General features: G+C 44.6%; 17 protein-coding genes and 4 pseudogenes. 5 read left to right on the top strand and 16 right to left on the bottom strand.

Features of this window, described 5'->3' with window-relative positions; translation table 11 throughout:
• Nucleotides 1-37 precede the first annotated feature (37 nt).
• From BXP28_RS02510 to BXP28_RS02495, 4 genes are all read right to left on the bottom strand, one after another.
• A complete protein-coding gene (locus BXP28_RS02510; protein ID WP_023483028.1) occupies nt 38-322 on the bottom strand; it encodes an Fpa/YlaN family protein in 285 nt (94 codons plus the stop codon).
• 170 nt (nt 323-492) lie between these two features.
• A complete protein-coding gene (locus BXP28_RS02505) occupies nt 493-741 on the bottom strand; it encodes an HPr family phosphocarrier protein (RefSeq protein ID WP_036658780.1) in 249 nt (82 codons plus the stop codon).
• 111 nt (nt 742-852) lie between these two features.
• Nucleotides 853-1,548, bottom strand: coding sequence for a TVP38/TMEM64 family protein (locus BXP28_RS02500; protein ID WP_023483029.1), 696 nt, complete (start codon nt 1,546-1,548; stop codon nt 853-855).
• Nucleotides 1,549-1,775: 227 nt separating this feature from the next.
• Nucleotides 1,776-3,782, bottom strand: a complete 2,007-nt coding sequence (locus tag BXP28_RS02495) for a sensor domain-containing diguanylate cyclase (RefSeq protein ID WP_051428117.1) — start codon at nt 3,780-3,782, stop codon at nt 1,776-1,778.
• A 346-nt stretch (nt 3,783-4,128) separates the two neighbouring features.
• On the opposite strand from BXP28_RS02495, the gene rpsD reads away from it, so the two are divergent.
• Entirely contained in the window at nt 4,129-4,728 is a 600-nt protein-coding gene (gene rpsD, locus BXP28_RS02490) for a 30S ribosomal protein S4 (protein WP_023483031.1), read from the top strand.
• A gap of 350 nt (nt 4,729-5,078) precedes the next feature.
• Nucleotides 5,079-7,883: a transglycosylase domain-containing protein gene (locus tag BXP28_RS02485; protein ID WP_023483032.1), complete on the top strand. Its 2,805-nt coding sequence runs from the start codon at nt 5,079-5,081 to the stop codon at nt 7,881-7,883.
• Between the two features lie 152 nt (nt 7,884-8,035).
• Here BXP28_RS02485 and acsA read toward each other — a convergent pair whose 3' ends face one another.
• A complete protein-coding gene (acsA, locus tag BXP28_RS02480; RefSeq protein WP_036658783.1) occupies nt 8,036-9,760 on the bottom strand; it encodes an acetate--CoA ligase in 1,725 nt (574 codons plus the stop codon).
• Between the two features lie 215 nt (nt 9,761-9,975).
• Between acsA and BXP28_RS02475 the strand changes: the two genes are divergently transcribed.
• On the top strand, nt 9,976-10,614 hold the full coding sequence (locus BXP28_RS02475; protein ID WP_023483034.1) for a GNAT family N-acetyltransferase: 639 nt from the start codon (nt 9,976-9,978) through the stop codon (nt 10,612-10,614).
• Nucleotides 10,615-10,645: 31 nt separating this feature from the next.
• Nucleotides 10,646-11,823, top strand: a pseudogene (locus BXP28_RS02470) (acetoin utilization protein AcuC).
• 107 nt (nt 11,824-11,930) lie between these two features.
• Here BXP28_RS02470 and BXP28_RS02465 read toward each other — a convergent pair.
• The 6 genes and pseudogenes from BXP28_RS02465 to BXP28_RS02440 all read right to left on the bottom strand — a co-directional run bounded on the left by BXP28_RS02465 (nt 11,931) and on the right by BXP28_RS02440 (nt 18,583).
• Nucleotides 11,931-12,623, bottom strand: a complete 693-nt coding sequence (locus tag BXP28_RS02465; protein WP_023483036.1) for a 5'-methylthioadenosine/adenosylhomocysteine nucleosidase — start codon at nt 12,621-12,623, stop codon at nt 11,931-11,933.
• A gap of 52 nt (nt 12,624-12,675) precedes the next feature.
• The gene (gene ccpA, locus BXP28_RS02460) at nt 12,676-13,683 is read right to left on the bottom strand and encodes a catabolite control protein A (RefSeq protein ID WP_023483037.1); all 1,008 of its coding nucleotides are present in this window, start codon (nt 13,681-13,683) and stop codon (nt 12,676-12,678) included.
• Nucleotides 13,684-13,870: 187 nt separating this feature from the next.
• Nucleotides 13,871-14,281: a hypothetical protein gene (locus BXP28_RS02455; RefSeq protein WP_023483038.1), complete on the bottom strand. Its 411-nt coding sequence runs from the start codon at nt 14,279-14,281 to the stop codon at nt 13,871-13,873.
• A gap of 138 nt (nt 14,282-14,419) precedes the next feature.
• A pseudogene (locus BXP28_RS02450) lies at nt 14,420-14,952 on the bottom strand (type 1 glutamine amidotransferase domain-containing protein).
• A gap of 43 nt (nt 14,953-14,995) precedes the next feature.
• Nucleotides 14,996-16,699, bottom strand: a complete 1,704-nt coding sequence (gene ptsP, locus BXP28_RS02445; RefSeq protein WP_023483040.1) for a phosphoenolpyruvate--protein phosphotransferase — start codon at nt 16,697-16,699, stop codon at nt 14,996-14,998.
• Nucleotides 16,692-18,583: pseudogene (locus tag BXP28_RS02440) on the bottom strand (glucose PTS transporter subunit IIA). Before BXP28_RS02440 ends, ptsP begins: the two are co-directional and overlap by 8 nt.
• 138 nt (nt 18,584-18,721) lie before the next feature.
• Between BXP28_RS02440 and BXP28_RS22395 the strand changes: the two are divergent.
• Nucleotides 18,722-19,630 (top strand): hypothetical protein, encoded by a 909-nt coding sequence (locus BXP28_RS22395; RefSeq protein WP_155116359.1) that lies wholly within the window; start codon nt 18,722-18,724, stop codon nt 19,628-19,630.
• A gap of 198 nt (nt 19,631-19,828) precedes the next feature.
• On the opposite strand, the gene BXP28_RS02430 is transcribed toward BXP28_RS22395, so the two are convergent.
• From BXP28_RS02430 to crcB (BXP28_RS02410), 5 genes and pseudogenes are all read right to left on the bottom strand, one after another.
• Complete coding sequence (locus BXP28_RS02430; RefSeq protein ID WP_023484131.1) at nt 19,829-20,254, bottom strand: CoA-binding protein; 426 nt, start codon at nt 20,252-20,254, stop codon at nt 19,829-19,831.
• Nucleotides 20,255-20,272: 18 nt separating this feature from the next.
• The gene (locus BXP28_RS02425) at nt 20,273-21,028 is read right to left on the bottom strand and encodes a C39 family peptidase (protein WP_257125662.1); all 756 of its coding nucleotides are present in this window, start codon (nt 21,026-21,028) and stop codon (nt 20,273-20,275) included.
• 84 nt (nt 21,029-21,112) lie between these two features.
• Nucleotides 21,113-22,405, bottom strand: a complete 1,293-nt coding sequence (gene aroA, locus BXP28_RS02420; protein WP_023484133.1) for a 3-phosphoshikimate 1-carboxyvinyltransferase — start codon at nt 22,403-22,405, stop codon at nt 21,113-21,115.
• A 126-nt stretch (nt 22,406-22,531) separates the two neighbouring features.
• A pseudogene (crcB, locus tag BXP28_RS02415) lies at nt 22,532-22,881 on the bottom strand (fluoride efflux transporter CrcB).
• 4 nt (nt 22,882-22,885) lie between these two features.
• Entirely contained in the window at nt 22,886-23,266 is a 381-nt protein-coding gene (gene crcB, locus BXP28_RS02410) for a fluoride efflux transporter CrcB (protein ID WP_023484135.1), read from the bottom strand.
• Nucleotides 23,267-23,273 lie beyond the last annotated feature (7 nt).

Raw genomic sequence — 23,273 nt, 5'->3', positions numbered from 1 at the left:
GTCTATTTTGAAAAAAAGTAACCCTCACCAAGATGGGTTACTTTTTATTTAAGGCTTCATATAATTGAGCCAAATTCCGCTCCAGCTTGCTTAGAATCTGCTTTCCGGTGATTTCGGTAATCAATCCGGCCCGGATAGCAAAATCAATCTCGCGAGATAGACCATACATTTGAGTATCTAATACTTCCTCGTACAAAGGGCACTGTCTCGTCGTTAAGTTTTCCATCTGCACTTCGATCAGTTTTTCGATTTTATCGGCATCTTCCTGAAGAAGTTGTAATGCTCTATGGTTCAAACTGATAATCAAATCAGGTGTTGACATCTTTCACATTCCCCCTGTACGTCTCAATATCTTGTTACCATTGAACAATATCTTCAATCCTCTAACAAATATATTAGACCATATTCCACTAAGATACAAGAGAGGCTGTTGATTCCACATAAAAGAAAAAGGTATTTCCCCAAAACAATGAGGAATACCTTAAAAATGCTTTATCCTTCCGCAATGGTAATGTTCATGCCATGCTTACTAAACACTTCCTGCATGGCTTTACCCTCTGCATCTGTATCGGGACCCATGATATGAAGTTCATAGGACCCTGAACTTAACAGGGTTGTAAAAAGACCCAGGATACTTTTCACATCAATATACTTATTATCATACTGAAGAACAATTGAAGATCTGAATTGATTAGCAGTTTGGGAAATCTCCATGATCGCAGCGTTGTTCGCGCTTGGCATGGATATCATCCTCCTCGGTATCAACATAAACTCATGGAATTGATTTCTACTCTATGATACCTTGGATTCTAAGCCCCTGCAACCCTTTTCATAAGACCACCTCACATACATTCAACTGATTTTGTTTTTCTGGTTCAAACGTTTTTTAAACAGGTTGCCCGCATAAATTAAGACTGCAAAGACAGCGAGCAGGACCAGGAATCTGCCTTTATATTTTTGAAAATGGATAAAATCGTGAGCGATCATTGATTCAAGGATGATAATCGGCAGCTTCCCGATTATCGTAGCCCAGAAAAAATAGCGAAAGCTGATTTGGGTAAGTCCGGCACCGAAGCTGATTGCCGAAGATGGAAGAATTGGGATTAATCTCCCCATAAAAATATAGAAAAAACCGTCTGTACTTAGCCTTTTATTAAAGGACTGGACAAAGGGGAAATGACTGATTTTGCGAACTACCCAATCATGGGCATAATACCGGGCGACATAAAAGGCCAGCACTGCACCAAGACAAGACATGGAATAATTGACAACAAATCCCCATTTCATACCAAATATAGCCACATTCGCACCTGCGACCAAAACAAAAGGTACAAAAGGGAAAAAGGTCTGTGCCACCACCAGTACAATTCCCAGCAACCTGCCGGCTAACCCCAGCGACTCCATATATTCCGTGAAACGTTCGGCATTTATTTGGGAAAACCGAAAGCCTGTACGGGCTGACACATATACGAACAGCAGCACGGTCAAAATTACAACCAGAAGCAGGTACCAAAACCGCTTTCTGCGAAAAAAAGCTAAGACTTTCAAGCTCAAGCCCCCCTGACCTTCCTATTGTACCATTTTCCGCGGGCTTATAAAAACTATCAGAAACGACTGGTTATCAATCCGGGACGGACTGTTTTTAACGCAGAAAGAGAAAAGAATCAATTTCATAGTTTAAATATCATGAAATTGATTCTTATGTGAGGGAACGATATAACATTCTGGTGTTTTGAAATATACTGGGGTCTTTTTCTTGAATAATCACTTTTTTCTTATAAAAGTGTACCATCCTGAACAACCCGGTTCTTCCCGCTTCGTTTAGCCTCATACAATGCCATATCCGCCTTATAGAATAAAGATTCTACACTGATCTTGTCATCCGTGCTTTTCCAGTCTGCCACCCCGCAGGAAACCGTAACGCTGGGGCTGGTTTTCTGCATGATAGCGGTGCGGATTTCATCCGCCATTTGCATGCCCTCATTTTTGCTGGTGACAGGCAAATAAATCGCAAGTTCTTCTCCACCCCATCTGGCCGTAATATCCTGTTCTCTGATCATAGAACGGACAATATCACTCACCTGAATTAAAATGCTGTCTCCTACTTGATGACCAAAGGTATCATTGATTTGTTTGAAACAGTCAATATCAACCAGGATAAGCGTACCTATAGCATCTTGCTTTTGCATTGTTTTGATCTGCCCATCCAGGTAGTGCCTTACATACAGCCCGGTCAAATTATCCGTAATTACCATTCGTTGTACCTCGGCGTGCAAAGTTGCGTTAGCCATCGCCAAACCAATATGGCCGCTTAAAGTTTGCAGCAGCTTGTAATTTTCGTAAGAAAAATAGTATGGATTTTGATGAACCACATGAATAATTCCGACCACGTTATCCGCTATCAATATCGGCGAAACCATCAGGGAACGGGAACCCGTCATCTCCATGATTTTCGATTTCACAGAATATTTTTCGTAATTAGATACGATAATTGGTTCTTTGCTCGAAAAAACTACACCTGAGAAACCGCTATTAATCGAAAGTTCCTCTTGAAACATCGCGGGAAAATTACTGGCCTGAACCACAAACTTACCGGGATCTTCCTCATCAATCCTGGAAATACAGCAGTAGCTGGCATCAAAAATCTCCAACAGCTCTTCGCAGGCGAAAGAAAAAATTTTTTTCAAACTGAGACTTTGCGTCAAGCTCTTGGTAATTTCGTTAATCAGACGGAGTTCGTTGATCAGTAAGTTGGATTGCTCATACAGCTTGGCATTCTCAAAAGCGGTTCCTGCGGCATCACCGAGCATGGACATCATCTGTAAATCATCGGGGTAGATTGTTTCTCCGCCCACCAGATAAATCACACCGTAAACCCCTTGCTTACCCAGCAAAGGGGCCGCTACTTCATAAATGTAACGGTCCCGTCCAAGATCACACCTTCTTTGTTTAAGTTCTCCATCCATGAAGGCCCTTGTCCGTAAATCGGATTCGTCTTGAAACTGAAGGGTTTTTACATGCGGGTTGGAATTTGCGTGATCCTGGGATAAAAAAAGCTGTACGGAATACTCCGGGAACATCGCCTTGACATCATTCAGAGTATGCGTAATAACAGCATCTACTTCAATCTGGGCATACATTTTCTGAGTCGTCTGAAAAAGCGCGTCCCATTTCCCGAGGGACCGGTCCAAAACCTCCACTGAATTGGCCAGCCTGCTGACAGCCTGCTGTTCGGCCTGGTACAAACAGAAAGTTTGAAACATCATAGCCCACTTCTCCAGCGTAACGATGGAAGTTGACTCGGTAATATCCTGATTTATGGTGCAGGTAAATATTCCGGCAAGTTCCATCTCATTATAGACAGGCAAGGCGCATAGAATCATACCTGAGCCTTCATTTGCTTGCTTTTGTATTTCCATACGAACAGTTACCGGAGCAAGCTGCTCCAGACAGGAGCGATAAAGGCGTGATTCAGCCATCTGAAGAGTGGCGGACAGCCCTTCGTCCGGGCGATCCTCTTTTACCCAAGGAGAATGCGGCCCTTCTAACCTTCCAAGTACCTCACCTTCTAGACTCACTAGGCCAATAGACTCATATATAGAAAAACGCTGCAGACACAAAAAATGAGCCCATTCTTGAAACCAGCGTTGTAATTGCAATTGCTGTTCTTTGATAGACCCTACCTTGTATGCAAGTCGCAAGCAGTAACCACCAGGTCTGTCCAGGATAGCACCCCGAAAAGCGCTCTGTCGAAGAGTTGTATCTTGAAGATGGTCGCCCATAGATATCTCCCTTGTACATTCCCTAGTTTGAGAGGTATATTATACCTACATCATACTAAAATTCTAGTTTTTATGCACTATTTTTATATACCTTCAAAAACCGTGGCAACTGTTTTCAACGGCTTCTTCTTGACACCTTACATTGTTTTTTATAGAATAAGAAGTCGAGAACAAAGATGAATCGGGGACTCATTGTGTTGACGCCCTCTCTAATTTTGTCCTGACGAGCCAGCGGCTGAAAAGCTTGTCAGAAGACCTCTTTCAACAAGGTCTGGCGAACAAAATTAGCAACCGGAATCACCCGTGCAAAATTCTAACTAATTTACAATAAAAGGAGTTTTTTTGCATGGCACGTTATACAGGCCCTAAATTTAAATTAAGCCGTCGTCTCGGAATTTCTCTGAGCGGAACCGGCAAAGAACTGAAGCGTCCGTTTCCTCCTGGGCAACACGGACCTACCCAACGCAGAAAAGTGAGCGGCTACGGCATGCAGCTTATGGAAAAACAAAAGCTGCGCCATATGTACGGTTTGAATGAAAAACAATTCCATAACCTGTACAACAAAGCAATCAAACTGCCAGGGATTTCCGGTGAAAACTTTATGATTCTGCTTGAATCCCGTTTGGACAACCTTGTTTTCCGCCTTGGTTTCGCCAATTCCCGTGCAGGTGCCCGTCAATTGGTTTCCCATGGTCACGTGACTGTAAATGGAAAAAAAGTTGACATTGCGTCCTACCAGGTTTCTGTTGGTGATGTAATCGGACTGCGTGAAAGAAGCAGAAATCTGAAAAGTATCAAGGAAGCCCTGGAAAACCGCAACTTCCTTCCAGCTTACCTGGAATTCAATGAACAAGCTTTGGAAGGTAAATTTATCCGTCTTCCTGAGCGTTCTGAGCTTGCTCAAGAAATTGATGAAAAACAAATCGTCGAGTTCTACAGCCGTTAATGGCTGTCTCGATCAACAGCCTTTCCCGAAGGGAAAGGCTGTTTTTGTATGGCTATGCTAAAAGGTATCAAACTCGCAACACGTTAATACCTGTCCCCTCAGAACTCCCTTTCCCAACATCTTCGGTTACCCTGATTCTATAAAATCCCCCGCTTCCAAAAAAAGCACCTTATCCTTTTTATAGCCCAAAGTTAGTGACTTGATGTGACAATGTCCTGCTTTTTACCTAAAATCCGTTTTCGGTTCAAAGTGCCTTTAGACGCATTTTCGGATGTTTTTCCCGTATATTCACAAAAGTACCCTTTGTGTTATAATGGTTTAGGTTCAGATAAGGAGGAATTATCGGACTTATGGAAGATAATCAACAAAAACATAAGCCATGGTTTAGAAAAGCGGGAAGAATCACGGTTATTTCTTTAAAATGGCTCTGTATCTGCGGCTTGTTCTTTTTTCTGCTTGCAGGCGGCGTTGCATTTGGTTATGTGAGCGCACTCGTCAAAGACGATCCGGTTCGCAGCAAGGACGAAATCATGAAACAAGTAGAGCAGAATGTGGTTACCGGATCCGCATTTTTCAATGATAATACACTAATAGGTCAGCTTAGAACTGAAGAAGACCGCAGCCTCGTTACAATGGAAGAAATTCCCCAGGTCATATTTGATGCTGTTTTCGCTGTGGAAGATAAAAACTTCTATGAGCATAACGGCATCGATTATAACGGCTTGTTCCGTGCTTTCTACCAGAAATTGACCAATAAAGAAGTTCAGACTGGAGGAAGTACCATAACCCAGCAGCTCGCCAGGCGGGTCTTCCTTTCCCTCGATAAGGAAGATTCGCGGAAGGCCAAAGAGATTCTGCTCTCGTTGCGTATGGAACGGCTGATGACCAAAGACCAAATCTTACTAGCCTATCTTATTAAAATCCCCTATGGAAACGGCAATACCGGAACGAATGTATACGGAATTAAAGCGGCAGCCAAAGGTATTTTTGGCATCACAGATTTAAAGGACGTCAATTTGGCGCAAGCTGCATATCTGGCCGGCATTCCCCAACTGCCAAGCAGTTACTCGGCATTTACCGGCACGGGTCAATTTAACGAGGAAGTCTTCAAACGGGCAGTAAACCGCCAGCAGCTGGTTCTTAAGCGCATGCTCCAGGAGAACAAAATTAATGAGCAGCAATATCAGGAAGCGCTAGCCTTCGATCTTAAATCTGCACTTGCGAAGCCTGATAAGAATACTGCATACCAAGATTACCCGTATCTGATGATGGAAGTGGAAAGAGAAACGGCTATCCAGCTCCTGAAGCAAAAATATCCGGACCTTGATCGAAATAAAGATAAAGACAAATATGATGAAGCTTTAAAGGAAATGCGCAAGCAAGTGCTTCAAGGCGGATACCAGATTTATACCACGATTGATAAAACCATTTATGATTCTATGCAGGCCATTGCCAAAAATGATAAGAACTTTTCCCAAAAAGACAAACGGGGGCTTGAACAGACCGCTGCTGTCATGATGGACAGTAAAACAAGTGCTGTTCTTGGCATGATTGAAGGAAGAAGCTTCGAAGTAAATCAGATCAATATGGCTACTCAGGATCCGCGCCAACCTGGTTCCACCATGAAGCCTATCGCGGCCTTTATTCCTGCCATGGAGAAGGGGCTTATGCAGCCGGCTGGCGTTCTGGACGATTCCCCTATTATTATGAAAAATGGAAACAGTCTTCACATTCCAGTGAATGCGGGGAGAGGATACCAGGGGCTCGTTACGGCCCGCAAAGCTTTGAACCAATCTTATAACATCCCTGCCCTGCGTCTGTACAATGATGTAATCGGCATTGAAGAGGCCTGGTCCTATGCCAAAAAAATGGGCATCTCAACCATTAAGGACCAGGATTACAATTCCCGGGTCGGTGTAATCGGCGGCATGTGGGCTGGTACGACGGTTAAGGATATGACCAACGCCTATGCTACCATGGCTAATAAAGGAAACTTTAATGAAGCTTTTATGATCTCCAAGATTACGGATTCCCAGGGAAATGTTGTGTATGAACATGAAACAAAGCCCGTCAGCGTTTTTTCCGAGGAAACGGCTTATTTAATCACGGATATGCTAAAGACGGTCCTTTCGAACGGAACGGGAACTCAAATCAAGTCATCCTTTAGTGGCTATGGCAAGATGGATGTTGTCGGAAAGACCGGTTCAACACAGGACGATACGGATGCTTGGTTTGTCGGTTACACACCTAGTGTTACTCTTGGTGTATGGGCAGGATACGAAGAGCGGAAATATACGCTGCAAACAAAGGCAGCAAGAAATAGGGCGATGTCCATCTGGTCCCTTGTCATGAATGACACACTGAAACAAAAGCCGGACTTATTCGCGGACAAAAAATTTACTAAACCGGACAATATCGTCACTGCTACCGTCTCTAACGTATCCGGACTACTTCCTAATGACTTGACCAGACAATCCAACCATTTAGTAACCGATATTTTCAACAAGAAGTTCTTACCTAAAAAGGTGGATGACCGTCTGACCCGGGTTAGAATAATTTCCTACAATAATATCAACTACATTGCGCAGTCTTCAACGCCAGAAGATTTTGTCCAGTCAAAGATTGTGGTAAAACGGGATAAATCTTTAAGTCAGCTAATGAAAGAGATTCAGAATGCCCTACCGAAAGTTCCGGCCAAGAAGAGACATGCGCTCAGCTTTTATAAACCAAAAGATTATAACGATGACGCCCCAACGGAAATAGATCCGCGCAAAGATGACGGTGTCGCACCGGCTGCTCCCGGTTCTCTGGTGGCCACCCGTTCTGGAGGTGTTTCTACCATTACCTTCGGACCAAGCAGCAGCCAAGATGTTATCGGGTACAGATTATACCGGTCTGTTAATAGGGGTCCTTTCCAGCGAGTTGGCGGCAAAGTAGTACTTGTCGGAAAGGAACTGAAATTTACAGACGAAGTCAGCATGGGCGCAAACTATGCTTATTATGTCACAGCCGTGGATGTGGCTGGTAATGAGTCAGTTCCGAGTAGTTCTTTTGCTAGTGGAGGAACCCCAACACCAACACCGGACCCACCTGTTCCGGGAGGTGAAGGCACTCCTTCTCAGATTCCTGTGCCGGATCCTGCTCCACAGGAATAAGCGTTACATGAATAACCGATGGGTAAAAGCCCAAACGGCAAACTTTCAAAAGCAGTATCACCGAGGCCCGATTCAGCTCCTAAAGTAAAAATCATCATACTTAAAACCCTCTGCTCCAAATGCAGAGGGTTTTTCTAATAAGATAACCAGAATTATTCCTCGATCGTGGATAAATCCCCTGTTGGCAGGTTTAACTCCCAGGCTTTCAGAACGCGGCGCATAATTTTACCGCTGCGTGTCTTAGGAAGCTTATCCTTGAACTCGATCTCTCTCGGTGCAGCATGTGCGGATAATCCTACTTTAACGAAATTGGAAATTTCCTCCTTCAGTTCATCGGAAGACGTATATCCTTCGCGGAGCGATATAAAGGCTTTGATAATTTCTCCCCGCATTGGATCAGGTTTACCGATTACACCCGCTTCAGCTACAGCAGGATGCTCTACAAGCTTGCTTTCAACTTCAAAAGGGCCTACCCGTTCCCCAGCCGTGTTGATGACATCATCAATTCTTCCCTGGAACCAGAAATATCCGTCTTCATCCATGAAAGCCGAGTCTCCCGAAATGTACCAGCCTGGAATACGGAAGTATTCCTCGTATTTGGACGGGTTGTTCCAAATTTTACGCATCATCGACGGCCACGGAGTCTTTACTGCCAGATTCCCCATCCGGTTCGGAGGCAGTACATTCCCCTGATCATCGATAATCGCTGCCTCGACTCCCGGAATCGGACGTCCCATCGACCCTGGTTTCATCGGCATACTTGGAAAGTTACAAATTACCTGGGCTCCAGTTTCCGTCATCCACCAAGTATCATGAATCCTATGGTTATATACTTTTAATCCCCATCTTACGACTTCAGGGTTGAGAGGTTCACCTACACTTAATATATGCCGGAGAGAAGACAAATCAAACTGCTTAACTACATCATCACCTGCACCCATCAGCATCCGGAAGGCAGTTGGTGCACTATACCAGACGGTCACCTGGTGCTTTTCAATCGTTTGATACCAGTCTTGCGGGCTGAAACGCCCCCCTCTGATAACGTTAGTGGCCCCATTGAGCCAAGGGGCAAAGATACCATAAGACGTACCTGTTACCCAACCAGGATCAGCCGTACACCAGTAAACATCATCTTCCTGCAGCTCCAGTACGACTTTCCCTGTATAATACTGCTGGATCATGGCGTTATGAACATGGTAGACGCCTTTGGGTTTTCCTGTCGAGCCGGATGTATAGTGCAGAATCATGCCATCTTCACGGTCTACCCATTCTATGTCCAGTTCTTCCGAAGCCTGGTTCATTTCTTTATAAAAATCAACTTGCCCTTTATCCAGTTTGAGGTCCTCGCCAACAACAATCACATGTTTCAAATTGGGTAAATCTTTTTCAGGTACCCTGGAAACAAGGGCAGGTGTCGTTACAATTGCCACGGCTTCGCTATCCTTCAGCCGGTCGCATACGGCCATTTCCATGAAGGCTTCGAATAACGGGCCTACCACCGCTCCTATTTTGATTGTTCCTAACAGTGCAAAATACAGTTCTGGTGTTCTTGGCATAAAAATAAATACCCGATCCCCTTTATGGACCCCCAATTTGCGGAGCAAGTTGCCAAATTGATTTGATTTTGCCTTCATTTGTTCAAAAGTATATTGTTCATCTCTACGATTATCGCTGTACAATAGAGCTATCTTATTCTTTCTATCTGATTCCGCATGTCGATCAATTGCTTCGTAAGCCATATTGACTTTGCCTGTCTGATGCCACGAAAAGTGTTGCTCGATACTGTCCCACGAGAAATTGGCCCTGGCCTGCTCATAATTGCCTAGATTGGACTTCTGAGTAACCTCTTTAATGACTTCTCCTTTCAATTGGTTCATAGGCACCCCCCCGAATTGATAAAACGCTTTCATTCGAATTTTCCATATGTAACTCCGCCTTACAAGTTAATAGATCTCTGGTTAAAAGTATACCATATTCAATTATACCATGGTCAGAATACTTTGCCTATTCCTTTTCAATTTGGAAGAACTTGTGTTATAAGTGAATTAGAGAGGAAAGAAAACTTTATGACAAATAAGGAGACTGGGCTCTCATGGAACATATAAAAATCTATCACAGCACATCATTTGTTCCTCCAGGTACAGATAAAGAAATTGTAGTGGAAGGGCCCGTCAGTCCCGGTCATTTGCTTAAACTGGAGATGCATTCTGATTTGGATGCATTCCGGCGTCCGGGAGATCAGCATAAAGCCCTGGTGGAAATTGCCGGGCTTCCGGAAGGAAGAATCATCATCTCCCGGACGAATGATACGATTGTAGGGTATGCAACCTTTCATTATCCGGATGAGATCGAACGTTGGTCCCAGGGAAATATGAAAGATCTGATTGAGCTCGGAGCCATAGAAGTCGCCGACGATTATCGTTCCATGGGATTAGGTAAAAAAATGATTCAGCTTGCTTACCTGGGTGGCCAAATGGAAAATGTAATAACATTTTCAACGGAATATTACTGGCATTGGGATTTAGAAAAGAGTGGCCTGACGGTTTGGGAATACCGCAACATGATGGAACATCTGATGAAAAGTGTAGATATGGTCTGGTTTGCCACGGATGATCCCGAAATTTGTTCTCACCCGGCCAATTGTTTAATGGTGCGCATTGGTAAAAAAGTTCCCCTTTCCTCCGTAGAACAGTTTGATCATATTCGGTTTCAGCAGCGGTTTATGTATTAGTCCATCAGGACTACAAGGGGGAAGAAGATTCATGAGCAACAAGCCTGTATTTATTTACAATGAGCATGAGACCCGCTACCATTTTCATGAACATCATCCGTTTAATCAAAAGAGACTCCTGCTTACAGTCGAATTATTGGATATGTTGAACGCCATTCCCTCGTCCTGCATTATCCCCCAAGAATGGCATCAGACGAGGAATTGCGCTATGTTCACTACCCGAGTTATATTGAAGCCGTTAAGGCTCTCAGCAAAGCCTGCCCTGCCCAATCATGGCTGGACGAGGCGGAAAAATACGGTCTGAATACGGAAGATACCCCGTTTTTTGAATTTATGCACGAAGTAACTTCGATGGTAGTTGGCGGCTCTCTAACCGCGGCAGAAGAGGTTATGTCAGGCAAAACGGATCATGCCCTGCATCTGGGCGGAGGCCTCCATCATGCGCTGGACAGCAAAGGTGCAGGATTTTGCGTGTATAACGATGCTTCTGCGGCCATTGCTTACATACGCAAGCATTACCAGGCCAGAGTTTTGTATCTGGATACAGATGTCCATCATGGAGACGGCGTACAGTGGAGCTTTTACAGCGACCCGAATGTATGTACCGTTTCCATTCATGAAACAGGCAAGTATCTGTTTCCCGGGAGCGGATCCGTAACGGAACGAGGTGAAGGGGAGGCTTTCGGCACTTGCATAAATATTCCGTTGGAACCCTATACGGAAGACAAGTCCTGGCTCTACTGCCTGGAAAAAGCAATGCCCCCTATCTTGAAGCAGTTCAAGCCGGATGTCATCGTTTCTTTGCACGGATGTGATGCGCATGCCTTCGACCCGCTTGCCCACATGTACTGTTCCATGAAAATTTATAAACGTATGCCTGAGCTGATACATCAATGGGCTCATGAATTTTGCGGAGGGCGCTGGGTCGCTTTCGGCGGAGGGGGGTACGATTATTATCGCGTTGTTCCCCGGGCCTGGAGCCTCCTATGGCTTGTCATGTCAGAACATCCTTTGATCGAAAAGCTATCCCGGAATCCTTATCTGCCCCTTCCTGAAAAATGGGTGCAGTTCCATCGCAAGGACAGTATGTTTCCCCTGGCCACCACTTGGTTGGATCCTGTGGAAAATTGGGAACCGATTCCCCGTAGAGATGCGATTGAGGTGAAAAACCGGCAGACGTTGGAGATTGCCCTTATGTATCATCAATAATAGATCCCGAATCATTCTTAGTACATCTTCCAACAGTTGTGAATCAATAAAGCCCTTGGAGCCGTATAATGCTCTAAGGGCTTATTTCCATAAAGTAAATAAACGTGTTACATATGCGTAAGCATTCGTTTTACGATTTGGTAGGAGTGTTCAGACGCTTTTACTGTAAATTCGGCGAAATTCACATGCGCCTTCCCATCCGCCTGATCCGACATGGAACGAATGATAACAAAAGGAATTCCGTTCATATGGCAAACTTGTGCCACCGCAGCCCCTTCCATTTCCGTGCATGTTCCCTGTAAAGATTTATGCAAATCCCCAACCATTTCCCGGATTGCTACGAATTGGTCTCCAGACAGGATCCTGCCTACTTTCGTCCGGCCTTCAAAATTTTTACTTGCAAACCTCGCCAGTTCTATCAAATTCGAATCGGCCTTAAATACCGATGTCTCCGCATAAGGGATTACTCCCCTTTCAAAGCCCAGGGCTGTCACATCCATGTCATGCTGAATACAGTCCGAAGAAATAACAATGTCACCAATAGTCAGTTCCGGATCTAATGCACCTGCTACACCTGTAAAAATCACCGTATCTGCCTGAAAACGATCAACTAAAATTTGCGTACAGACAGCCGCATTTACCTTCCCCACACCGGACATACACAGGACAACTGCTTTTCCATACAGAGACCCTTCCCTGTATTCAATGCCTGCAATTGTGGTGGAACCTTGAACTTCCATATCCGGTACGAGCAATTCAATTTCTTCTTTCATTGCTCCGATCACTGCGATTTTCTCCATCCCGCTTACCTCCCCTCTCAAATTAGTTTCTTTGGAAGAGAAAAAAAGCGGCTCAGGAATGCCGAGCCACTGAATTTCTGTAGATTACTTCATGTGGAAGAATAACTTGGGTCTGTTCCATCATTTCCTTGTTCATCAATTTGGTAAGCAAGCGCATAGAAACAGCACCAATGTCATACATAGGTTGGGCTACTGTTGTAAGCTGAGGCCTTACCATGGAAGCCATCCGGATATTATCAATACTTATGACCGAAATATCATCAGGCACCTTCAGGCCTGAATCCTGGATTTTATGTATGGCTCCAATCGCCATTTCATCCGTAGCGGAAAAGATCGCTGTTGGTCTTTTTTCTAGCTGCAAGAAATAGTCAGTAGCTTCAATACCGGACTCATAACGGTAATTTCCGATACGGACAAACTCTTCCCTAAGCAGAATTCCTGCTGATTCCATAGCCCGTTTGTACCCATGGTAACGGGCATAACCGTTGGCCGGATCTTGAAGTGATCCAGTAATCATGGCAATGTTACGATGTCCGTTTTCAATCAATACATTGACCGCATCAAAAGCCGCTTTCTCATGATCTATATCAACGGAAGGAACCAGTTTCTGTTCATCAGCGGTCCCGCATAAAACTACTGGTACCGATGATGTACGGAATGCTCCAATGTGGTCATCCGTCACTACTCCACCCATAAAAAGCAGCCCGTCTACCTGTTTTTCAAGTAGAGTGTTAATAACCCGGATTTCCTTTTCCTTCTTTTTATCGGCATTGCTTAAGATGATATTATAGTGATACATATTCGCAATATCCTCGATTCCCCGAGCCACTTCAGCAAAGATGGAGTTCGAGATATCAGGAATAACAACCCCAACGGTTGTTGTCTTTTTGCTAGCCAACCCTCTTGCTACGGCATTTGGCCGGTAGCCTAAACGTTCGATAGCTTCAAATACTTTTTTTCGGGTTTGAGGCTTCACGTTCGGATTGTTATTCACAACCCGAGAAACGGTAGCCATGGAAACACCAGCTTCTCTTGCTACGTCATAAATAGTTACTGTCACGTCACTCTCTCCAATTATCACAAAATAGGTTTCGGCACATTTATTGTTACACAATATAATACGACATTCTTTTACTTTTCGCAATGTAAAGGGTCTTTACCCTATTATAGTAACAAAAACCTGAAAGAAAACCAACCTTCTCCGTTGATTCTCCCTCAGGTTTACCAAATCTCCAAATTTCATACCCTTAGCTTGCTGTCATCATTTGTCGGCTGATTTGCAGCAGTTTTCCGCGGATTTCATTGACCCAGTTTACATCGTTTAAAGAACGGGCCAGCAAATAAATGTCCAAAAGTTCGTTAACCCTTTCTTCCATAATTTCCAAAGACGAATCAAGATCCCTTCTGGTTTTATGCAATTTTAAAAGGACATGGGCAATTTCTGAAACGTCCTCAAAACAGATGCGCTTCTTTTCAGAAGACTCCTTTAAATCTTGAAGAACATGCTTAAGCTCAGGCCTAACAGGACTATATACTTCACTGTTATCACAGCTTTCACATAAAAAGACAGGAACATTCTCGATATAGATATGGCTTTGGTAAACGACAGTACGCATATTGATGGTCATAATCCGACCGCAGGTGCATTCTTTCTCCATCAGGACCCTCTCCTTTGATTCGAACCCTGTAACATGTCTTTATACTAACAGATATTCGGCCGGGCAGACAGCTTTTCCTGCCGCACAAAGGGTAGTATTTATTGCCATAAGGTAATTTCAATGATCTTTTTCACATGATCAAGACTGTCTGAATACCTCCAATGCATCCACAAAGGCTTTTGTAAAAGCAGGTAAATCCGGTGGCCGGCGTCCAGATATAATATTCCGGTCGACAACAACTTCCTTGTCTACCCAAGTAGCTCCCGCATTTTCCAAGTCATCTTTTATTCCTGGAGTAGAGGTCATCGTGTACCCTTCAACAATTTTAGCGGAAATAAGTACCCAACCTGCATGACATATTTGGGCAATGGGTTTTCCTGACTCGTGAAACTCTCTGGTCAACCGGAGTACGTGCGGATCGCGCCTCAGTTTGTCCGGAGCCCACCCCCCGGTACATATAAACCTTCGTACTCATCCGCTTTTATCTGTTCAAATGAAAAATCTGATGTAATGGGAACTCCGTATTTCCCAACGTAGACGCTATGGGATTCCGGTCCTGCCAGATGAACTTCCGCTCCTGCTTCCCGCAGTCTCAATACCGGATACCAAAGTTCCAGGTCTTCAAAATCATGGTCAACAAAAGCTGCAATCTTGCTTCCTTCCAATACCATTTTGATTCCTCCTTTTTATAACCTCCGATTTTGGGGCCGGGTCCTACCTGAGCACTTCCTGAATCTCGGAACTTGTTCGGAGCTTGAGCACCTTGGCCAGCAATTCCTTGCACTCTTGATAGCTGCTGGACAACAAATGATTTTTCACATTTAACATATTCCTCACCGAAATGCTCATCTCATCTATTCCCATCCCGATCCAAAGCGGCAAATAGCGTATGTCTCCGGCAAGCTCGCCGCAAACCGCAATGGGAATACCCGCCGCTTTAGCTGTGTCAACTGTATATTTCAGGAGTCTGATCACTGCTGGGTGAAACGGATCATACAAGTGTGCCACATGCTCATTCATTCTGTCCACAGCCAAAATATACTGGGTCAAATCATTGGTACCGATACTGAGAAAATCAACTTCTTGAACAAGCAGGTCAGCAATTAGAGCTGCACCGGGTACCTCAATCGTTACTCCCACTTCAAGATCAGTACAAAAATCCAAACTCCTCTTCCGCAATTCCTCTTTAGCCTCTTCTAAAAGGGCATTGGCCTTTAAAACCTCATCAATGGATGAAATCATGGGGTACATTAATTTGATCTTTCCATAATTTCCCGCTCTTAAAATAGCTCTGAGTTGAGTTTTAAAGAGCTCTTTGCGATCAAGGGACACGCGAATAGCTCGATAGCCAAGAAAAGGATTATCTTCTACTGCAAGAGGCAAATAACTAAGCTGCTTATCTCCTCCAATATCCAGTGTACGTATTACAAGAGGCTTCTCTCCTAATTTTCCAGCTGCTTCTTTGTATACTTCAAACTGTTCTTCTTCAGTTGGCAGTGACTGGCGGTCCATATATAGGAACTCTGTCCGGAACAGCCCGACTCCATAGGCACCATTTTGAATGGCCTGGTCTATTTCGTTCACCGCATTGATATTAGCTTCTAACTTCACATACAAACCATCTCTCGTCACGGAAGAAACATGGGCAATTTCCTGAAGTTTTTCCTGGTAAGCCAGAAAGCGTGCCTTGCGTTCTCTGTACTGCTGTTTGATCGATTCATCTGGATCAATGTACAATTCTCCCTGTTCTCCGTCAATGATAAGAAAATCACCTTGTTGAATGGGCCGGAGCAGCTTACCTTCCAGCCCCATAACAAATGGAATGGACAAGGCCCTGCTTAAGATGGCCGAGTGAGAAGTTGCGCCTCCGAGCATAGTAACGATGCCGAGCACTTTGTCCGGGTCCAGATTGGTAAGCTGGGAAGGGGTCAATTCCTTGGCCACTAAAATATAAGGTTCCTCAGGGACATGATTTTTTTCTTCATAATCTCCCAATAAATGCTTAAGCAGCCGATTTCCTACATCCTTGATGTCCATTGCCCTTTCTTTCATATATTCGTCATCCAATTCGCTGAAAGAATCCACAAATTTATCAATGACTTCCTTGACAGCCACCTCTGCCGCTTTAGATTGCCTTGCAATTATAGTTTGAATCTCATTCATAAAGGCCGGGTCTTCCAAGATAGCCAGATGGGCGTCAAAGATAAAAGCTTCATCTTTGCCCAGAGCCTCCTTAATTTTCTGCTTGATCAGTTCCAGCTCGTTTTTGGATGAACGGATCCCTTCATATAAACGTTCAAATTCAAAGGCCAGATCATTTACATCCGCCATTTCATCAGGAAGTTCCCATTCCCAGGAAGGAATAACATAAGCCTCCCCCATCGCAATGCCTGCCGATACTCCCAATCCTTTAATCATTTGAACTCTCCTCCGCTGACTCATTGGGTTTTAAGATAACCGACATAACTGATGCCTGGCCCTTTTTTACAGATTTAAACGGTGCATAACTGAAGGATCTCACTTTCTTTGAGTTGGTTATGACCATGGGCGTTGCCAAAGACTTACTCATTTTCTTCACCTTGTTGTAGTTAAATTTGATGAGCAACTGTCCGGGTACGACCTGATCCCCCGCTTCCACACAAGCGGTAAACAAATGTTCGGATAAATGAGATGTATCAATTCCAATATGCAAAAGCACTTCCAAACCTTCTTTTGTTAAAATGCCCAGAGCGTGCATAGACGGATAAATATGCATCACCTGACCCTCTACAGGAGATACCAGTTCTCCGCGCTCCGGCAAAAAAGCTGCCCCGTTTCCTACTAATTTGCTCGAGAAAGTTTGATCCGGCACTTCCTCAAGTGGGATCATTCTGCCTTGAACCGGAGCACAGAAGGTAACCAGATGAATATCCCGTTTCAAAGTTTTCATAATTTCTTCCCGGATAAGTTCGGAGTATGTGCCAAACACAACCTGAACATTCCCGCCGCCCAGACGGATAACCCCGGCTGCACCCAAATGTCTGAGAGCCGCAATATCCATTAACCGGTCATTTTTAAGGGTTAACCTAAGGCGGGTAATGCAAGCCTCCAACTGTTTGATGTTTTCCTTACCCCGAGAGCCTGCAAAATTAGCGGGGCTCTTGACGGGATATCTCCAGCCCACTCCTCCAGTGAAGATCCTTCTTCCCTGCCGGGAGTCGGAATCTGGTATCTGCGGATGACCTGGCGGAACAGGATATAATAAAGGAGGCCATAGCAGAGCCCGATCGGAATAAGCATCCAACCATTATGAGACAAATGCAGGTTGATCAGAAAATCAATAGCTCCTGCTGAGAAAGAAAACCCGTGATGAATGTCCAGCGCATAGGCAAGCCACATAACTGTTCCGGAGAGAACAGCATGAATGACGAATAAATAAGGGGCCACGAACAGAAAAGCAAATTCAATGGGTTCGGTAACTCCTGTCAAAAGAGAGGCCAAAGCGGCAACCATAAATGTTTTTTGTATGTTGGGTTTTAAGTCTTCACGGGCTTCTTGAATAATAGCAAAAGCAATGGCCGGGAGAGCAAACATCATGACCGGATATAACCCCGCCATATAGATTCCCGCCGATGGATCCCCCGCAAAAAAACGGGGCAAATCCCCATAAACTATTGTTCCGTTTGACTGCTCATAGCCCCCAAGCTGAAACCAGAAAAAGTTGTTGAGAATATGATGGAGTCCGGAAGGCACTAGCAGTCGGTGAGCAATTCCGTAAAGAAATGTACCGAATCCGCCGAGATCAAGTAAAAATCCGGTGAGTTTATGCATACCCTGTACCAGAATGGGGCCTAAATAAATCATTACGTATGATAAAATCAGCGTTCCCATCCCTGTAAACAGTGGTACCATACGGGAACCACCAAAGAATTGTATGTATTCCGGGAGCTTGACATTCTTACACTTGTGAAAAGTAATTGCCGTCAAAATACCAATAAGGATCCCACCGGAAATACCTAATTGAAATCCGCTGCCTAAACTGTTTTGGGTAACCAGCATGAACATATAGTAGCTGAACAAAGCCGACATAGCGGAAATGCTTGAGTTTCCGGTAAGTCCCAGCGTTACCCCTACGGCAAAAATAAGCGGCAAAAAGGAAAAAATGGATTCTCCTGCTATCTGCAAAGTAATTCCAACGGATTCAGCATGCAGATAACCCCAGGGAAGATCAGCTAAACGCAGCAAAACAGCTGCAATAGGAAGAGTAATAGTTGGCAGCATTAAAGAACGCCCTAACTGCTGCAGACTCCGCATCCAGTTCATCTTCCATCCCCCTCTTTATATCAAATCGTATAGGCATAAGGGATATTTGTCAAAATCAAAAAACAAGCAGGCTGTAAAAACCCGCTTGTTTTTATTCTACGCTTATTAGAATTGGCTAGTATAGCTGCTGGAAAGGTTTTGGCCATAACTTCCAGCAGACAGTTGACTGCTTTGCGTAGGGGATTGGGAATCGGAGCGCAGAGAGTTGTCATGTCCGGGCTGGTTACCGCGGTAGTTCGCAGCATGGTAAGACTGCGGACTTTGGAAACTTTGGTAGCTTTGGCTTTGGCCATAGCCAGTGCCCATACCATAGCTTTGGCCTCCGAAGCTGCTGATACCTTGTGCACCATAGTTTTGGCTTCCTACGCTGCTGCTGATACCTTGGGTACCGTAGCTTTGGCTTCCCACGCTGCTGCTGATGCCTTGGGTACTGTAGCTTTGACTTCCCACGCTGCTGATGCCTTGTGCACCATAGCTTTGACCTCCCACGCTGCTGCTAATCCCTTGGGCACTATAGCTTTGAGCCGGGCTTTGCGAATCGGAACGCAGAGAGTTGTCATGTCCGGGCTGGTTACCGCGGTAGTTCGCAGCATGGTAAGACTGCGGACTTTGGAAACTTTGGTAGCTTTGACTTTGGCCATAGCCAGTGCCCATACCATAGCTTTGGCCTCCGAAGCTGCTGCTGATGCCTTGTGCACCATAGTTTTGGCTTCCTACGCTGCTGCTAATCCCTTGAGCACTATAGCTTTGAGCCGGGCTTTGCGAATCGGAGCGCAGAGAATTGTCATGTCCAGGCTGGTTTCCACGGTAATTAGCCGTGTGGTACGATTGTTGGCTTGGGAGATTCCCATATGCCGACTGAACATTACCAGTTGGTTGAAATTTAGCTTGGTAGCCTTGGCTTTGGTATCCAGACTGACCTACGTTGGCTTTGAACTGGTTGTGCATTCAGATAGCCTCCTTGTATGTTTAAAATTTCTCCTCTGGAAAAAACATTCCATTAGAGCCTCCTATAGTTTTTACCGGAAAGATGTATATTATTTATGAGACGAATAATTCATAATTTAACTGATGAGCACTAATGGAGAAGATGCGGATAGACCGGTTTAGGGGTTATCTCTATCTTGTTCCCGTTCGGATGGAAATTTAAGTTTGAAATTGTTGCGGAAGTTGGACAAACAAAAAAACCGCCCGAAAACTTACGGACGGTTTTAAATTCCGGGCTATGCAAATATTATGCTAAAATTACACACCACGGGGATTCAAAATAGCGTCTTCCACTTTGATACAACGGTCCATAATAACCTTAAGACCGCCTTCTTCCGCGATTTTAGCTGCTTCCTCATTGTAAATTCCCTGCTGGAGCCAAAACACTTTGGCTTTAATTTGAACTGCCTGTTCTGCTATAGGAACTACCTGATCACTTCGCCGAAATACATTCACTATATCTACCGGTTCGGGAATATCCTGAAGGGAAGCATAGCAAGTCTCCCCCAATATTTCGGAGGCGTTGGGATTAACCGGAATAATCCGGTATCCCCGGGACTGCATAGCTTCAGCCACCATATGTGAAACGCGGTCCGGTTTATCCGACAAACCTACTACAGCAATGTTTCTAGCAGTTGCCAAAATGTCTTTTATGCTGTCTCTGGAAGGATTTTCAAATGTCATTATGAGTTCCTCCTTAAACTAGGGCAGGTAAGACAAAGCTTGTTTACCCATTTTTTCCCACGTTGAAACAAATGTGGTTTTGTCTACCTGAACTGGAGTGTTCCCTTTTCTTGGATCATTCATGTAAACCGATTTTTCATCATATCCCACTAACAGGACAGCATGTTCTTTAAAGGTAGTCTTAATCGGTCCAATAGGAGTATCCCAGGTTACCCAATCCTCTTCCTGAATTTCGTAAGATATTGTAGTCCATGCTAAAACAGGTATCCCGGATGCAATTTGGCGCTCCAGCTCACTGAAATCCTGACCGGTCATATCAATTCCAGTAGGAATATAATGTTGAAGCAAAGGGAATAGACCTTCATGATAGATGGCAAACCCCTTAGATTTTCCAGTTGCATCCCCTACATAGCCAAGGTTAGGGTTCCCCCAGTACAAGATCGTTTTTTTATCCGGACTCCAGACAATTGGGGTGGAGTCCTTTTTTACTTCATTGTAAAGCTGCATTTTATCTGCATCTATGCCTTTGAATTGCAGCAGCATAGCCAGTGCGGTTACCTCACAGCCTGAAGGCAATTCGGGATATTGACTGACAAAAGGAGCCTCTATTCTTGCGCTTGCGGGAATTTGAGTCTCCTGGTTTGCTTTAGATTCGGCATCGTTAGAAGGTACACTATCATTTTCTTTGGCGAGTACCTCCTTGGTCTCTCCCCATACATTTTCAGAAACATATTGATAAAGCTCTGTAGATAAAAACCCGGTAACTCCTAGCAATATTAAAATAAGCAAATAAGCAAATAAGCAAAGAATACCCTGATTCCTCTCAAAATAATTCTCATACAGCTCCCACCCAAATGTTCAGTTCATCAGTTCGATGTGGGCTCCTAATGCTTGCAAGTGATTGAAAAAATGCGGGTAAGATTTCGCTACATGCTGGGCATCACGGATAGTCAGACCTTTACGTGATCTTAAGCCAACTACGGAAAGAGCCATGATCACACGGTGATCTATATGCGCATCTATTTCCACGCCGCCCTCCACCCCTTCAGGCTTCCCGTGCACAATAATTTCACTCTGTCTTTCCTCCACACTGGCCCCCGCTTTTCGAAGTTCTGTCAGAAAGTCCGTAATCCGGTCACATTCCTTATACCTAAGATTCTCTACATTGTAAAAACGGGTCGTTCCATCGGCGAAAACAGCAGTGGCTACCATAGCCAATACAGCATCTGTAAATTCGTCTCCGTCAAATTCTACAGGCTTAAGCCTTCCGTTACCCTTTACCTGCACCTGCCTATCCTTATGTGTAAGCAGAACTCCCATTTGGCGAAGAACATCTATACAAGCCCGCTCCCCTTGCAGACTGTTTTCTTCAAGGTTATTCACTGTAACATCGGACTCCGTAACTGCCGCCGCAGCCAAAATGGCCGCTGATCCCGGGTAATCCCCCTGCACGACATACTCTCTTGGCTGATAAGTCTGATTTCCCGGAATGCGGTAATGCATCAGGTCTTTACTTGCCTCTACCCGAATGCCGGCTTGTTTTAGTACATCCAGTGTCTGCCCGATGACAATTTTGGATTTTAAATCATGCAGCACTTCAATTTCACTATCTTCTTTTAATAAAGGAGCAATAAACAATATAGAGCTTAAAAATTGCGAACTGACGTTACCGGAAACCTGGATACGGCCTCCGCGAGGCTCTCCCCCTCTTATTGTTATCGGCAGACGGCCATCCTGATTTACTACTTCAACTCCCATTTGTTCCAAAGCGTGGATTAAATCATCGTGAGGCCGTTTTCCAAGTGATTCCGGATAAGCATTGACGAAGGTCACCTCCTGGCAGAAAGCTGCAACCGACATCAGAAACCTCAACACAGCCCCGGCATTCCCCACATTCAGTTCTTTCACCTGTTGCGGATACTTACCAAACCCCGTAATGATTATCTTCTGATCATCCTCTTCAATCCGGGCGCCCAAATCCCGGATACAACGGCGCATCGCTTCTCCATCCTCACTTTGAGCCGGATAATAGATTGTACTGGTTCCTTCTGAAAGTGCAGCAGCCAATAAAAAGCGGGTGGTATAATTCTTCGACGACAAGGCCTGTATGTCCCCTGACAAACGGGGAGTTGGATGAACAATAGCCTTCATGAGCTTCTCTCCTTATACAAAATTTTATATTTAATACAGATTTGATTCTATTGCATAATTCTAAATTCTATCTCCATCCGAACTATTGCTTTAAAAATTCAGGCAAAATGCCAAATCAGATTCAATTTATAATATAAACCCGGCATAGGCCAATGCGAGTCCAACCGAATAAGTAGCTCCCGTATAGAGCAGCCAAATCCCGATCCTCTTTTGATCAAGCAGTTTGACGCTTTCCATTTTCAAAGTGGAAAAGGTAGTAAAAGCCCCCATGAATCCCGTTCCGATCCATAACCGCAAAGAATCCGAAGCACTGTGTCCAAGTAAATATCCTAGTAAGAAAGCACCTGTGCTATTTATCAAAAAGGTAGCGGCAGGAAAAACGGAAGGAAAACAGACTGAACCCATTTCGAAAACAAATACCGGACCACTGCCCCGGGGAAAGCTCCAGCTGCAATCCATAGTAACGATATCCACATATTTTCAGGCATCCCGCTTCATTCCTTCCTTGCGCTTTGCCAAAGCAAACCCGGCCCAAGCCAATCCCAATCCACCCCAAAGGCTGAGCAGCACATAGGCAATAGCCATCCCTATTTCACCACCACGAAATAGCTCAACCGTTTCAACGCTAAAAGTGGAGAAGGTAGTAAACGATCCGATAAACCCCGTATTGATGGCAAGTTGAAGCCGCGGACTCCATTTCAAAAAAGCAGCTCTGCCCAAATAACCCAAAAACAGACAGCCGGCTAAATTACAGGCCAAGGTCCCCCAGGGAAATTCAGCAGCGCCAACCGGATTTGCGGCCAATGAAATCAGATATCGGCACCAGGCTCCAACTATTCCGGCAATCCCGACAGCCAGCACATCCAAA

It is taken from the genome of Paenibacillus larvae subsp. larvae, assembly GCF_002003265.1.
GTDB classification, from domain to species: domain Bacteria; phylum Bacillota; class Bacilli; order Paenibacillales; family NBRC-103111; genus Paenibacillus_H; species Paenibacillus_H larvae.
The sequence above is the reverse complement of the archived record's forward strand: the minus strand, read 5'-3'. Positions and strand labels throughout refer to the sequence as shown.